The sequence below is a fragment of the Aeromonas sp. 1805 genome (assembly GCF_013085525.1).
GTDB lineage: Bacteria > Pseudomonadota > Gammaproteobacteria > Enterobacterales > Aeromonadaceae > Aeromonas > Aeromonas hydrophila.
Genome location: NZ_CP038515.1, coordinates 948,615 through 962,338 on the forward strand (window position 1 = coordinate 948,615; position 13,724 = coordinate 962,338).

At 62.6% G+C, this 13,724-nt stretch carries 12 protein-coding genes and 5 tRNA genes; 16 read left to right on the forward strand and 1 reads right to left on the reverse strand.

Annotated features, from left to right (window positions below; translation table 11 throughout):
* The first annotated feature begins 9 nt into the window (after positions 1–9).
* The 9 genes from rsmC to E5E96_RS04535 all read left to right on the forward strand — a co-directional run bounded on the left by rsmC (position 10) and on the right by E5E96_RS04535 (position 4,998).
* A complete protein-coding gene (gene rsmC / locus E5E96_RS04495) occupies positions 10–1,038 on the forward strand; it encodes a 16S rRNA (guanine(1207)-N(2))-methyltransferase RsmC (protein WP_171281639.1) in 1,029 nt (342 codons plus the stop codon).
* Positions 1,039–1,187: 149 nt separating this feature from the next.
* A complete protein-coding gene (gene glgC, locus E5E96_RS04500) occupies positions 1,188–2,405 on the forward strand; it encodes a glucose-1-phosphate adenylyltransferase (protein ID WP_011707513.1) in 1,218 nt (405 codons plus the stop codon).
* On the forward strand, positions 2,395–3,855 hold the full coding sequence (gene glgA, locus E5E96_RS04505; RefSeq protein WP_039214006.1) for a glycogen synthase GlgA: 1,461 nt from the start codon (positions 2,395–2,397) through the stop codon (positions 3,853–3,855). The genes glgC and glgA overlap by 11 nt, the downstream gene beginning before the upstream one ends.
* A gap of 116 nt (positions 3,856–3,971) precedes the next feature.
* Positions 3,972–4,057, forward strand: a tRNA-Leu gene (locus E5E96_RS04510).
* Positions 4,058–4,112: 55 nt separating this feature from the next.
* Positions 4,113–4,198 (forward strand) — tRNA-Leu (locus E5E96_RS04515).
* Between the two features lie 44 nt (positions 4,199–4,242).
* Positions 4,243–4,328, forward strand: a tRNA-Leu gene (locus tag E5E96_RS04520).
* A 45-nt stretch (positions 4,329–4,373) separates the two neighbouring features.
* A tRNA-Leu gene (locus E5E96_RS04525) sits at positions 4,374–4,459 on the forward strand.
* Between the two features lie 71 nt (positions 4,460–4,530).
* Positions 4,531–4,616 (forward strand) — tRNA-Leu (locus tag E5E96_RS04530).
* A 109-nt stretch (positions 4,617–4,725) separates the two neighbouring features.
* Positions 4,726–4,998, forward strand: a complete 273-nt coding sequence (locus tag E5E96_RS04535) for a late competence development ComFB family protein (RefSeq protein ID WP_016352123.1) — start codon at positions 4,726–4,728, stop codon at positions 4,996–4,998.
* Here the strand turns inward: E5E96_RS04535 and E5E96_RS04540 are convergent.
* Positions 4,993–5,202: a hypothetical protein gene (locus tag E5E96_RS04540; protein ID WP_011707516.1), complete on the reverse strand. Its 210-nt coding sequence runs from the start codon at positions 5,200–5,202 to the stop codon at positions 4,993–4,995. The two genes, E5E96_RS04535 and E5E96_RS04540, sit on opposite strands and share 6 nt — an antisense overlap.
* Before the next feature lie 299 nt (positions 5,203–5,501).
* Here E5E96_RS04540 and nhaC point away from each other — a divergent pair, with 299 nt between their 5' ends.
* The 7 genes from nhaC (at position 5,502) to E5E96_RS04575 (ending at position 13,619) form a co-directional block, all read left to right on the forward strand.
* Positions 5,502–6,911 carry a Na+/H+ antiporter NhaC gene (gene nhaC, locus E5E96_RS04545; RefSeq protein WP_029302109.1) on the forward strand — a complete coding sequence of 470 codons (1,410 nt, stop codon included), beginning with the start codon at positions 5,502–5,504 and terminating at the stop codon, positions 6,909–6,911.
* Positions 6,912–7,016: 105 nt separating this feature from the next.
* Positions 7,017–7,940 carry a LysR family transcriptional regulator gene (locus E5E96_RS04550; RefSeq protein ID WP_043127025.1) on the forward strand — a complete coding sequence of 308 codons (924 nt, stop codon included), beginning with the start codon at positions 7,017–7,019 and terminating at the stop codon, positions 7,938–7,940.
* A 199-nt stretch (positions 7,941–8,139) separates the two neighbouring features.
* Positions 8,140–9,285, forward strand: coding sequence for an ABC transporter substrate-binding protein (locus E5E96_RS04555; RefSeq protein WP_016352126.1), 1,146 nt, complete (start codon positions 8,140–8,142; stop codon positions 9,283–9,285).
* Between the two features lie 72 nt (positions 9,286–9,357).
* Positions 9,358–10,371 (forward strand): ABC transporter ATP-binding protein, encoded by a 1,014-nt coding sequence (locus E5E96_RS04560; protein ID WP_171281640.1) that lies wholly within the window; start codon positions 9,358–9,360, stop codon positions 10,369–10,371.
* The gene (locus tag E5E96_RS04565) at positions 10,368–11,336 is read left to right on the forward strand and encodes an ABC transporter permease (protein WP_024944801.1); all 969 of its coding nucleotides are present in this window, start codon (positions 10,368–10,370) and stop codon (positions 11,334–11,336) included. The genes E5E96_RS04560 and E5E96_RS04565 overlap by 4 nt, the downstream gene beginning before the upstream one ends.
* Positions 11,337–11,343: 7 nt before the next feature.
* Positions 11,344–12,159, forward strand: coding sequence for an ABC transporter permease (locus E5E96_RS04570; protein WP_019840685.1), 816 nt, complete (start codon positions 11,344–11,346; stop codon positions 12,157–12,159).
* 29 nt (positions 12,160–12,188) lie between these two features.
* Positions 12,189–13,619 carry a gamma-aminobutyraldehyde dehydrogenase gene (locus E5E96_RS04575; RefSeq protein ID WP_139703977.1) on the forward strand — a complete coding sequence of 477 codons (1,431 nt, stop codon included), beginning with the start codon at positions 12,189–12,191 and terminating at the stop codon, positions 13,617–13,619.
* Positions 13,620–13,724: the final 105 nt, after the last annotated feature.

Genomic DNA, 13,724 nt, shown 5'->3' on the forward strand with positions numbered 1-13,724 from the left:
AGAGACCCGATGAGCAGCCCGATCAGTGCCGTCAGCCAGATGCTGGAACGAAACCAAGCCCTCTTTGTCGGCAAGCGGCTGCTGGTGTGCGGCGCGCTGGAGGATGACTATCCCCGCCAGCTGGCGACCCTGGCCCACTCCCTCACCGTCTTTACCACGGATTACTGCTACTACCGCAACCAGCAGGCCGCGCTGGGGGATGCCATCCTGTTCGACCATCAGCTCGGTGGCGCTCCCCGTTTCGATGCCCTGCTGCTGCTGATGCCCAAGGCCAAGGCCGAGGCCCAGTATCTGCTGGCCATGATGACTCCACTGCTGGAAGCCGGTGCCGAGCTGTTCCTCGCCGGTGAAAACCGCGGTGGCATCAATGGGGCCGACAAGCTGCTGGCCCCCTATGGCGACAAGCCGGTCAAGCGCGACTCGGCCCGCCGCTGCTCCCTCTATCACGGCGAGCTGAGCAAACCGGTTGAACCGTTCGAGCTGAATGGCTGGTTCGGCCACTACCAGTGCCAGGCTGGCGAGACCGAACTGACCGTGCTGGCCCTGCCCGGCGTGTTCAGTGCATCCGAACTGGATCTCGGCAGCCAGATGCTGTTGGCCAGCCTGCCGGCCATGCAGGGATCGCTGCTCGATTTTGGTTGCGGCGCCGGGGTGATTGGCTCGGTGCTGGCCAAGCGCAATCCCGGGCTCAAGGTCACCATGGTGGATATCAACGCGCTGGCGCTGGAGTCCAGCCGCCGCACTCTGGCCATCAACGGCCTGCAGGGCGAGGTGCGGGCATCCGACGTCTATTCCGACATTCAGGGGAAATTTGACCGGATCGTCTCCAATCCGCCGTTCCACGCCGGCCTCAAGACCTTCTACGCGGCCACCGAGACCTTCCTGGCCAAGGCGCCGGATCATCTGCAGTCCCAGGGCTCGCTGACGATAGTTGCCAACGCCTTCCTGCGATATCAGCCTATACTGGAGACGCACTTCAAACGGACTGAAGTGATCAGCAGCGATGCCAAATTCAAGGTCTATCTGAGCAAAGTGTAAATAAGTGTAACCAGTCACCGGAAACAGGTAGAGAGCCCCATACGGGATCTGATAAGGTAATTGCTACACCTCAAACCACCCCTTTAGGGGTGTTTTTTTGCATCAAGCTGAAAACCTTTTCATAGTATGAATTCAGGGAGAGAAATACGATGGCAGGCATACTCACCATGATCCTGGCCGGCGGCGAAGGTACTCGCCTCCAGCCACTCACCACCACCCGCAGCAAGCCCTCGGTTCCCTTCGGCGGCAGCTACCGACTGATCGACTTCGTCCTCAACAACTTCGTCAACGCCGACTTCCTGCGCATCTACGTATTGACCCAGTTCAAGTCCCAGTCCCTCTATCTGCACATGAAGAAGGGGTGGAACATCGTCGGCATCACGGATCGCTTCATCGACCCGATCCCGGCCCAGATGCGGATGGGCAAACGCTGGTATGACGGCACCGCCGACGCCATCTACCAGAACCTGCGCTTCATCGAGATCTCCGACCCCGAGCACGTCTGCATCTTCGGCTCCGACCATATCTACAAGATGGACGTGAGCCAGATGGTGACCTTCCACAAGCAGAAGGCCGCCGCCCTGACCGTCGCCGCCCTGCGCATGCCCATCGAGGAGGCGAGCGCCTTCGGGGTGATCGAGGTGGATCAGGAGGGCCGGATGATCGGCTTCGAAGAGAAGCCCAAGCGACCCAAGCACATCCCCGGCGATCCCACCCAGGCGCTGGTCTCCATGGGCAACTACATCTTCGAGACCGAGGCGCTCTATCGCGAACTCAAGCGCGATGCCGCCGAGGAGAACTCCAGCCACGATTTCGGCAAGGACATCATCCCCAGCCTGTTCCCGCGCGCCCCCGTCTATGTCTATGACTACAGCACCAACGTCATTCCGGGCGAGAAGCCCAACGTCTACTGGCGCGACGTGGGGACGCTGGACTCCTACTGGCAGGCGCACATGGACCTGGTGGCCGACGATGCCCCCTTCTCTCTCTACAACCGCAAGTGGCCGCTGCATACCCACTACCCGCCGCTGCCGCCCGCCACCTTCGTCGATACCGACGACTGCAAGGTGAAGATCGCCAACTCGCTGATCTCCGGCGGCTGCTTCATTCAGGGCAGCCAGATCCAGCGATCCATCCTGGGTTTTCGCTGCAACGTGGGACCTTGCAGCCACATCAGCGAGTCGGTCCTGCTCGGGGACGTGAAGATCGGCGAGGGCTGCTCCATTCGCCGCGCCATCATCGACAAGAACGTTGAAATTGCGCCCGGCACCGTGATCGGTGAAAATCTGGACCATGACAGAGAACGATTTACCGTGTCCGAAGGCGGTATCGTCGTGGTACCTAAGGGAGCAAGAGTTGGCTATTAACCCACTGAAAATCCTGTTCGTTGCCTCGGAAGTTGAGGGGCTTGTGAAGACCGGGGGTCTGGCTGACGTGGCCAGAGCCCTGCCGCTGTACCTGGCCCAGAAGGGGCATGATGTCAGGATCATGCTGCCCTTCTACAAGACGATAAAGCGACGGGATGAGGCCAAACTGCTGGTCTCGCGCTGGCTGCCAACCCACCCGGGCCTGCCGGATATCGGCTATCGCATCTATCAGATGGATCTGGAGGGAGTCTGCGTCTACCTGCTCGACTGCCCGCAGTACTTCGATCGCCCCCAGCTCTACGCCGAGAACAACCAGGCCTATCCGGACAACGGCGAGCGCTTTGCCTTTCTGGCCGCGGCCGCGCTGCACGCCAGCGAGCAGCTCGCCTTTGCCCCCGACATAGTGCACTGCAACGACTGGCACACTGGCCTGCTGCCGCTGCTGCTGAAAACCCGTCACGCCCACAATCCCTTCTTCCAGCACACTCGCAGCGTGATCAGCATTCACAACGCGGCCTTTCAGGGGGTATTCGAGCGCCAGCAGTTCTGGGCGGTGCCCGAGATTGCCGACTACGAACAGCGCATCAGCTACGACTACGGCCACGTCAACCTGCTCAAATGTGGCGTGCTCTATGCCGACAAGATAAACGCGGTCAGCCCCAACTATGCCAGCGAATTGCTGACCCACCTTGGTGCCCACGGCATGGCCAGCATCTTCCAGCAGCGGGCGGCGGATCTGCGCGGCATCCTCAACGGCTGTGACTATCAGGACTGGGATCCGGCGTTCGACGACTTCCTGCCGGCCACCTATGACGTCGACAACCTGGCCGGCAAGCGCATCTGCAAACAGAGCCTGCAACAGGAGACCGGCCTGCCGGTGGCGGATCTGCCCATCTATGGCATGGTGTGCCGGCTGACCGAGCAGAAGGGCGTTCACCTGCTGCTGCCGGTGCTGGACAAGTTTCTGCATCACAAGGTGCAGGTGGTGATCGTCGGCTCGGGCGATCCCTCCCTCGCAGCCCAGCTGCAGACCCTGGCGCAACAATTCCCGGACCGGCTCGCCTTCATCAACACCTATGACGACCGGCTCGCTCATCTGGTGGAAGCGGGTGCCGACTTCTTCCTGATGCCCTCCCTGTTCGAACCGTGCGGACTCAACCAGATGTACAGCCTGGCCTATGGCACCCTGCCGCTGGTGCGGGCCGTCGGCGGCCTGAAAGATACGGTGGTGGACTGGGATGCCGACCCGGAGCACGCAACCGGCTTCTGCTTCAACGATCCGACCGCCAACATCTTGCTCGATGCCATGCGCCGCAGCCTGCTCTACTACCTGCAGGATCCCGAACAGTTTGCCCGGGTGCAGCGCAATGCCATGAACACCCGCTTCAACTGGCCGGATTCGGTCACTCAATACGAGCAGATGTATCAGGACGCACTGGCCCGCCACTGAGGCTGATTGCTGAAGTTTTGTCCCCTTGATGCTGCTTTGAACGTCAACAGCGAAAAAAGTCCCCTTTGGCTGTTGACGCTCCTTCAAAACTCTATAGAATCCCCCACCGCAGTGATGCGAAGGTGGCGGAATTGGTAGACGCGCTAGCTTCAGGTGTTAGTGTCCCACGGATGTGAGGGTTCGAGTCCCTCTCTTCGCACCATACTGCAACATGCTTTATCAGACAGCATGTCAATCCAGACTGATAACCCGAATGTGCGAAGGTGGCGGAATTGGTAGACGCGCTAGCTTCAGGTGTTAGTGCCCCCCGGGTGTGAGGGTTCGAGTCCCTCTCTTCGCACCATGCTTCTCCAGACAGCATGTAAATCAAAACTGGTAACACAATGTGCGAAGGTGGCGGAATTGGTAGACGCGCTAGCTTCAGGTGTTAGTGTCCCACGGATGTGAGGGTTCGAGTCCCTCTCTTCGCACCATGCTTTATCCAGACAGCATGTAAAACCAGACTGGAAACCCGATGTGCGAAGGTGGCGGAATTGGTAGACGCGCTAGCTTCAGGTGTTAGTGCCCCCCGGGTGTGAGGGTTCGAGTCCCTCTCTTCGCACCATGCTTCTGGCATGTAAAACGCAGAAAATGCGCTCCAACCGCATTTAAAAACCAGCTGGAGAAAATCAGTGTGCGAAGGTGGCGGAATTGGTAGACGCGCTAGCTTCAGGTGTTAGTGTCCCACGGATGTGAGGGTTCGAGTCCCTCTCTTCGCACCATTCATTATGCAAAAGGCCCATCACGAAAGTGACGGGCCTTTTGTTTTTAGCCCTTGTTATGACTATGCTTTTGACGACTCACCGCCCATCGTCATGCCAAGGAACGCATATGATACTGGATACCGACATTCACAACTTCTACGAGCATCTGGTGCTCAAGGAGATTGAGAGACAGGGGCTCAACCAGAAGCTGAGCGCCAACCAGATGGCCGATCTCTGCTGCCTGACCCTGAACCAGCTGCCCTCCCACTACATTCGTCACGACGTCGACATGATCTACTTCCTGACCGATGCCAAGCGCACCGAGATGGAGAAAAACGTCATCGAGTCGCTCAAGCTGGCGCAAGAGAAGGTGCAAAGCGCCCCGGCCACCTCGTCATAACCAGGGCTGTTGCCAGATCAGGGCCGCGACTCCCGTCATACCGGCCACCGGCAGCAGGATCAGCGCAGGCCTCAGCCTGGGTTCGAGCATGACCCAGGCGGCCAGCAAGAAGCCCAGGCTCCACATACCGTATGCCTTGTCCTGACCCCAGATCAGGATCGCCAGCAGCCCGATCAGCAGCATGGCTCTCACTATCCATCTCATGACACACTCCCCTCCAACAATTGATAACAATTATCATTTGTATTTTAGGAGTATGCAATCGGACTTTTCTATCGGAGTCGAATGTCTCATCGGGGCAAACAGAGCACTCAAAAACGGGTTATGAGATCAACTAATTTGTAAGTTTTTCAATCAAAACTGCATTTTTGCTAAATCAGTTGGGATTTGCCCCCCCAGGTTTGTGGTAGATTGCGGCCTCTTTTTGGGTGGGCCCCTCGGGATACGTGTATCCACAGGACGAGAGGGACTGACCTTGGCGAGCAAGAGTTTAGGAAGTATCTATGCAAAACCAACAAAACCACATCCGATTGCCGGGCATGTCACAGGTGTTTGCCTGCCTGGCCATTTTCCTGGCCCTGGCCTTCTCCTTCACCAGCGTGCTCGACCTGCCAATCCAGTTGGCACTGTTCATCGCCTGGTTCGTCATCATGGGACTCGGCATCAAGCTCGGCCATGATTACAAATCCCTGGAGCAGGCGGCCGTAGACGGCGTCGCCAAGGGGATGGGGGCCATCCTGATCCTGGTCTCCGTCGGTGCTCTGGTCGGCACCTGGATTGCCGGCGGCATCGTCCCCAGCATCATCTACTTCGGCCTCAAGGTGATTCACCCGTCCATCTTCCTGCTGGCGACCCTGATTATCTGTTCGCTGACCTCGCTGGCCACAGGCACCTCCTGGGGCTCGGCCGCCACTGCCGGCATCGCCATGATGGGGATCGGCCACAGTCTCGGCGTGCCCGCCCCGCTGGTGGCGGGGGCCGTGCTCTCCGGCGTCTACTTCGGTGACAAGCTCTCCCCGCTCTCCGACTCCGTGGTGCTGGCCTCGACCATGTCCAACGTCGACGTGATGGAACACATCAAGGGGATGCTGCCCATCAGCCTGTTCTCCTATGTCATCACCGCCGCCCTGTTCACCGTGGTCGGCATGCAGTACTCCGGCAACGTCAGCCTGGAGCAGGTCAACCTGGTGATGGAAGCGCTCGACAAGCAGTTCAACATCACCCCGCTGGCCATAGTCCCGGTGGTGCTGGTGCTGGGCCTGTTGGCCAACCGCAAACCCGCCTTCCCGGTGATCAGCTTCGGCGCCCTGCTGGGCCTTGTCTGGGCCATCCTGTTCCAGGACATGGATCCGGTCAAGGCGATGCACTCCGCCTACAGCCCGTTTGCCATCACCTCCGGCGTCGACTTCATCGACAACATCCTGGGCCGCGGTGGCATGGAGTCCATGCTGGGCTCGGTGGCCGTCATCATCTTCGGCTTGGGGTTTGGCGGCCTGCTGGAGAAGGTCGGCATCCTGGAAGTCATCGCCAGTGCCTTCGAGAAGCGCATCAACGGTGCCGGCAGCCTGACTACCCACACCATAGGTACCGCCTTCCTGGCCAACGTGTTCGGCTCGGCCATGTATGTGTCGCTGATCCTGACCCCCAAGATCATGGCCAAGAACTACGACCGGCTGGGGCTGGCACGCAAGAACCTCTCCCGCAACGCCGAGTTCGGCGGCACCCTCACCTGCGGCATGGTGCCCTGGAGCGACAACGGCATCTTCATGGCCGGGGTACTGGGGGTGGCGACCCTCGACTACCTGCCCTACATGTGGCTCAGCTTCACCTGCATCATTGTGACCATCACCCTCGCCTATCTCGGCAAGGCGGTGAACCGGATCCCGGTGATCGAAGCGGCCAGCTCCCGCTAACCGCCGGAAAAACCATGACAAAGGCGCCAGCACGGCGCCTTTTGTCTGGCCGCGATTCGAGGGTAAGCTGGCAGTCACCTTGATCGAACGCGGCAGGACGCCCAGATGAACTTCACCTTTCGCCAGATCCGCTATTTCGTGGCGGTGGCCGACAGCTTCTCGGTCAGCCGCGCCGCCGCCGAGCTGCACATCTCCCAGTCGGCGGTCACCAGCGCCATCCGCGAGCTGGAGACCGAGCTCGGCGCCGCCTTGTTCGAGCGCAATCCGCGCGGTGTCAGCCTCACCACCCAGGGTCACCAGTTTCTGCTGCACGCCCGGCGCATCCTCGGCGCCATGACCGAAGCCGGCCAGTCCCTCAAGGCGGTGGCCCAGCAAGATCAGGGGCGGCTCACCATAGGCGTGACCACGCTGGTGGCCGGCTACTACCTGTCGGAGGCACTCGGCCGCTTTCGCCGCGCCTTCCCGGCGGTGCAGATCGAGGTGAAGGAGGATGAGCAGCCCTATCTCGAGCATCAGATCGTCAACGGCGAGGTGGATGTGGGGATCCTGATGACCAACCGCACCATCCGCCAAGAGGCGTTCGATACCGAGCTGCTGACTCGCTCGCCGCTGCGGGTCTGGCTCGCCGCCAACCACCCGCTCTGCGCCGAGTCGACCCTCTCCCTCAAGGCGCTCGGCGAGGAGGCCATGATCTCGCTGACCGCCGATCAGCTGGACCAGATCATCGGCGGCGGCCTGCGCCGCTACGGCATAGCGCCGCGCATCGTGCTGCGGACCGCCTCGGTGGAAGCGGTGCGCAGCCTGGTGGCGAGCCAGCTCGGGCTCGCCCTGCTGCCGGATTTTGCCTACCGCCCCTGGTCGCTGGAGCAGGAACGGGTCGAGGCCCGCGCCATCAAGGAGCCCATCCCCGCCATCGACATCGGCCTGGTGTGGCGGCGCGGCTCGCGGCTGGAGTGGACCGCCCGCGAGTTCATCGACATAGTGCGGGATCAGAGCCGGCTGCGAGCCCGTCAGCCCCTCGCCCGCTGAGCCTGCCCCCTGCACTGTCGTGGCATCTGCCGCAGAAATTCAGATTCATCTGCACTCGATATCGATTTAGCAGATACCTCTGGCGTTAAAAATTGAAATTCTCATTGCTCACGGCTTCTCCTACGCTCATGACTGGTTAACAGGATGTTAATTGTCAGCGTGGCATCACAACCGTGCCCGCCCCAGCAAGGAGAGCAAGATGAAACTGACCCCCCTCACCCTGGCCCTGATCCCCGCCCTGCTGGCAGGCCAGACCCAGGCAGCCCCCACCACCCTCGGCAAGGGTGAAGGCCAGCTCAACATCGTGGCCTGGGCCGGCTACGTGGAGCGCGGCGAGACCGACAAGAACTACGACTGGGTCACCGGCTTCGAGCAAGAGACCGGCTGCAAGGTCAACGTCAAGACGGCCGCCACCTCGGACGAGATGGTGGCGCTGATGAACGAGGGGGGCTTCGATCTGGTGACCGCCTCCGGCGATGCCAGCCTGCGCCTCATCGCCGGCGGCAAGGTGCAGGCGCTGAACCTGGCGCTCATCCCGAGCTACGGCAAGATAGACCCCCGCCTGCAGAATGCCCCCTGGCACACGGTGGACGGCAAGCACTATGGCGTGCCCTACCAGTGGGGCGGCAACATCTTGATGTACAACACCAAGGTGTTCCCCAAGGCACCCGACTCCTGGAGCGTGGTGTTCGAAGAGCAGACCCTGCCGGACGGCAAGTCCAACAAGGGGCGGGTGCAGGCGTTCGACGGCCCCATCCACATCGCCGATGCGGCCCTCTATCTGATGAGCCACCAGCCGGCGCTCGGCATCAAGGATCCCTACGAGCTGAACGAGGATCAGTACAAGGCCGCCCTCGACCTCTTGCGCCAGCAGCGTCAGCTGGTGGGGCGCTACTGGCACGACGCCTTCGTCCAGATCGACGACTTCAAGAACGAGGGGGTGGTGGCCTCAGGCTCCTGGCCGTTCCAGGCCAATACCCTGATTGCCGACAAGCAGCCCATCGCCACGACGGTGCCCAAGGAGGGCGTCACCGGCTGGGCCGACACCAGCATGGTGCACAGCGAGGCGAAGAACCTCACCTGTGCCTATAAGTGGCTGGAGCACTCCCTCAACAACAAGCTGCAGGGGGATCTCGCCTCCTGGTTCGGCTCCGTACCCGTAGTGCCGGCCGCCTGCGAGGGCAATGCCCTGCTCGGGAAAGAGGGGTGCAAGACCAACGGCATCGACAACTTCGATCGAGTGCGCTTCTGGCGTACCCCCGTCACCCAGTGCAAGAGCCAGGGAACCTGCGTGCCTTACTACCGCTGGGTCTCGGACTATATCGCCATCCTGGGTGGTCGCTGAGGTGCCTCAGTAAATGCCGATATGGGGCCGGACAGGAGTCCGGCCCGCTTCCCACACAGACAAGGACGTCCCATGAATGCCGTACAATTTGACCGGGTCAGCCGCCACTATGGCGAGGTGAAGGCGGTCGACGACATCTCCTTCCAGATCCCGGCCGGCGAGTTTTTCACCCTGCTGGGGCCGAGCGGTTCTGGCAAGACCACCTGCCTGCGGATGATTGCGGGTTTCGAATACCCGAGCGAGGGGGAGATCCGGCTGTTCGGCGAGCCCTGCTCCACCGTCCCCCCCTACGATCGCAACCTCAATACCGTGTTTCAGGACTACGCCCTGTTTCCCAACATGGATGTGCGCGACAACATCGGCTACGGCCTGATGCTCAAGGGGGTCGCCAAGGCGGAACGCTACCGCAAGGTGGACGAGATGCTGGAGCTGGTGCGCCTGCCCGGCGTCGGCAACCGCAAGCCGGGCCAGCTCTCCGGCGGCCAGCGCCAGCGCATCGCCATCGCCCGGGCGCTGATCAACCAGCCACGCATCCTGCTGCTGGACGAACCGCTCGGGGCGCTCGACCTCAAGCTGCGCGAGCAGATGCAACTCGAACTGAAAGCCTTGCAGCGCCAGCTCGGCATCACCTTCATCTTCGTCACCCACGACCAGCAGGAGGCGCTCTCCATGAGCGACCGCATCTGCATCTTCAATCAGGGCAAGATCGAGCAGATTGCCGCGCCGGATACCATCTACGACGCCCCCGCCACCCCCTTCGTCGCCCGCTTCGTCGGCACCGTCAACCTGTTCGAGGGGGAGCAGGCCCGCCGGCTGTGCGGTGATGCTCGCCAGATGATGGTGCGCCCGGAGCGGATCCGGCTCGCCGAGGCCGGCTCGCCGGGCTGGTCAGGGGAGGTGCGCGAGGTGGAGTACCTCGGCCCCTTCGTGCGCTACCGGGTCGATCTTGGCGAGCAGCTCGAGCTTATCGTCAACTACCCCAACGAGGGCCAGGCCCGCCTGCCCCGTGGCGCCCGGGTCAGCCTCAGCTGGCCGGAGCAGGCGATCCATCGCCTGCACACCGCCCCCCTGGGAGCTCAACCATGAGCGCCCCCCACAGTGCGAGCCTTGCCATGAGCCAACCCACTGCCCCCCTCTCCTATCGGCCGCTGCGGCGCCTCTCCACCCTGCTCTACGGGCGGCCGGGTCTGTTGCTGGCCATTCTGCTCGGGCCGCCCCTGCTGTGGCTTGGCATCATCTATGTCGGCTCCCTGCTGATGCTGCTCTCCAACGCCTTCTTCGGGCTGGACGAGTTCAGCGGCCAGATCCGCCACGAGCTGGGGCTGCAGAACTTCGTCGCCCTGCTGCGAGCGGAGAACCTGGACGTGATCCTGCGCACCGTCGGCATGTCGCTGCTGGTAACCCTGGCCTGCGCCCTGCTCGGCTTTCCGGTGGCCTACTACATGGCGCGCTACACCAGCGGCAAGACCCGGGCCCTGTTCTACGTCGGCATCATGCTGCCGCTCTGGTCCAGTTATCTGGTGCGGGTCTACGCCTGGAAGCTGATCCTGGCCAAGGAGGGGGTCATCAGCTGGCTGGCAGACACCCTGGGACTGGACTGGCTGCTGGACGCCATCCTCTCGCTGCCGGTGATCGGCGGGCCGTCGCTCTCGTTCTCCCGCATCGGCACCTTCATCGTGTTCGTCTACGTCTGGCTGCCCTTCATGATCCTGCCCATCCAGGCGGCGGTGGAGCGGATCCCGCGCTCCCTGCTTGAGGCGAGCGGCGATCTCGGCGCCACCCCGGCCCAGACCTTTCGCACCCTGATCCTGCCGCTGGCCCTGCCCGGCGTGGTGGCGGGCTCCATCTTCACCTTCTCCCTGACGCTGGGTGACTACATCATCCCCGGCATCATAGGCAACTCCACCATGTACATAGGTCAGGTGGTCTACATGCAGCAGGGGACGGCGGGCAACCTGCCCTTCGCCGCCGCCTTCTCGCTGGTGCCGATCCTCATCATCGCCATCTACCTCACCATCGCGAAACGCTTGGGGGCCTTCGATGCGCTCTAATACCTCCATGAAACGGGACCATGGCAGCCAGCCCTCCGGCCTGCTCAAGTACGCGGCCATCGGCGGCCTGTTGTTCCTGCACTTTCCGATCCTGTTCATCTTCCTCTACGCCTTCACCAGCGAGAGCAAGAGCTACCAGTTCCCGCCGCCCGGGCTCACCCTCAAGTGGTTCGAGGTGACCCTCAACCGCCCCGACGTGTGGCGCGCCATCCAGCTGTCGCTGGAGGTAGCTGGGCTGGCGACGCTGGCCGCCATGGTACTTGGCACCCTGGCGGCGGGGGCCATCGCCCGCAGCCGCTTCTTCGGCCAGGAGGTAGTGTCACTCTTGCTGGTGCTGCCCATCGCCCTGCCCGGTATCGTCACCGGCATCGCGCTGCGCTCCGCCTATGGAGTGATGGAGATCCCCTTCAGCTTCTGGACCATCGTCATCGGTCACGCCACCTTCTGCGTGGTGGTGGTCTACAACAATGCCCTGGCGCGCTTTCGCCGTACCAACCAGAGCCTCATCGAGGCGTCGATGGATCTCGGGGCCGACGGCTTCCAGACCCTGCGCTACGTGATCCTGCCCAACCTCGCCACCGCGCTGCTGGCGGGGGGCATGCTGGCGTTCGCCCTCAGCTTTGACGAGGTGATCGTCACCACCTTCACCGCTGGCCAGCAGACCACGCTGCCGATCTGGATGTATCAGGAGCTGATCCGGCCACGGGACAGGCCGGTCACCAACGTGGTGGCGCTCATCATAGTGGCCTTCACCACCATTCCCATTCTGCTTGCCTACTACCTCACCCGCGACGGCCAGGACGTCGCCGGCAGTGGCAAATAACGACTCAACGCGTGCGCAAGGATGCAACCATGAAACTCTCTACCCAACTCTTGATCGACGGTCAGTTCGTCACCGGTGACGGCCAGGCCGAGCCCATCCTCAACCCGGCCACCGGGGAACTTCTCGCTTCGGTGCCAGAAGCCTCTTTCGAGCAGGTGAACCGGGCGGTGAACGGCGCCCAGCGCGCCTTCGCCCAGTGGAGCCGCACTACCCCGGCCCAGCGCAGTACCCTGCTGCTGCGCCTGGCCGACGCCATCGAGCGCCACGCCGAGGAGTTTGCGGCGCTCGAATCCCTCAACTGCGGCAAGCCCTATCTGGCGGTGCTCAATGACGAGCTGCCGGCGGTGGTGGACTGCTTCCGCTTCTTCGCTGGCGCGGCCCGCTGCCTGCAGGGGCCACTCGCCGGGGAGTACATCGAGGGGCACACCAGCATGATCCGCCGTGACCCCATCGGGGTGGTGGGCAGTATCGCCCCCTGGAACTATCCGCTGATGATGGCGGCCTGGAAGATGGCTCCCGTACTCGCCGCCGGCAATACGGTGGTGCTCAAACCCTCCGAGCAGACCCCGCTCACCGCCCTGCGCCTGGCGGAGCTCGCCAGCGAGCTCTTCCCGCGCGGCGTCATCAACATCGTCTGTGGCCGGGGCGAGAGCGTGGGGGCGCCGCTGGTGGAGCACCCGCTGGTGCGCATGGTGTCGCTCACCGGTGACATCGCCACCGGCCAGAAGATCCTGCAGAGCGCCGCCCGCACCATGAAGCGAACCCACCTGGAGCTGGGGGGCAAGGCACCGGTCATCATCTTCGACGATGCAGACCTGGAGGCCGTGGTGGCCGGCATTCGCACCTTCGGCTTCTACAACGCCGGCCAGGATTGCACCGCCGCCTGCCGCATCTATGCCCAGGGCAAGATCTACGACAAGTTTGTCGCCGCCATGACCGAGGCGGTCGCCTCCATCAAGGTGGGCGGTCCGCGCGAGGAGGGGGTGGAGATGGGGCCGCTCATCTCGGACCGGCAGCGCAACCGGGTGGCCAGCTTCGTGGAGCGGGCCCAGAGCAGCGGTCACGTGGAGGTGACGGCGGGGGGCAAGATCCGCCCAGGCAACGGCTTCTTCTTCGAGCCGACCCTGATCGCCCATGCCCGCCAGGAGGATGAAATCGTGCGCCGGGAGGTGTTCGGCCCGGTGGTGTCGGTGACCCGCTTCAGCGACGCCGAGCAGGTGGTACAGTGGGCCAACGACTCGGACTACGGCCTCGCCAGCTCGGTCTGGACCCGGGATCTCGGCCTTGCCAGCAAGGTGGCCAGCCACCTGCAGTACGGCTGCACCTGGATCAACACCCACTTCATGCTCACCTCCGAGATGCCCCACGGCGGCATGAAGATGTCCGGCTACGGCAAGGATCTCTCCCTCTACGCGCTGGAGGACTACACGGTGCCGCGCCACATCATGCTCAAGCTGTGAGACCCGGCCAACCGAACACGAAAAGCAGAAGGCCCCGCATGGCGGGGCCTTCTCTCTGAGCACTCTGCATCTTCACGCCACTGTGGCGATCATGGCCGGGGACAG

Coding starts and splice junctions, on each gene's coding strand:
- E5E96_RS04565 (WP_024944801.1), top strand. CDS start 10,368: ATGAGCGCCCCCCACAGTGCGAGCCTTGCCATGAGCCAACCCACTGCC.
- E5E96_RS04540 (WP_011707516.1), bottom strand. CDS start 5,202: ATGAGATGGATAGTGAGAGCCATGCTGCTGATCGGGCTGCTGGCGATC.
- glgC (WP_011707513.1), top strand. CDS start 1,188: ATGGCAGGCATACTCACCATGATCCTGGCCGGCGGCGAAGGTACTCGC.
- rsmC (WP_171281639.1), top strand. CDS start 10: ATGAGCAGCCCGATCAGTGCCGTCAGCCAGATGCTGGAACGAAACCAA.
- E5E96_RS04550 (WP_043127025.1), top strand. CDS start 7,017: ATGAACTTCACCTTTCGCCAGATCCGCTATTTCGTGGCGGTGGCCGAC.
- E5E96_RS04555 (WP_016352126.1), top strand. CDS start 8,140: ATGAAACTGACCCCCCTCACCCTGGCCCTGATCCCCGCCCTGCTGGCA.
- E5E96_RS04570 (WP_019840685.1), top strand. CDS start 11,344: ATGAAACGGGACCATGGCAGCCAGCCCTCCGGCCTGCTCAAGTACGCG.
- E5E96_RS04575 (WP_139703977.1), top strand. CDS start 12,189: ATGAAACTCTCTACCCAACTCTTGATCGACGGTCAGTTCGTCACCGGT.
- E5E96_RS04560 (WP_171281640.1), top strand. CDS start 9,358: ATGAATGCCGTACAATTTGACCGGGTCAGCCGCCACTATGGCGAGGTG.
- nhaC (WP_029302109.1), top strand. CDS start 5,502: ATGCAAAACCAACAAAACCACATCCGATTGCCGGGCATGTCACAGGTG.
- E5E96_RS04535 (WP_016352123.1), top strand. CDS start 4,726: ATGATACTGGATACCGACATTCACAACTTCTACGAGCATCTGGTGCTC.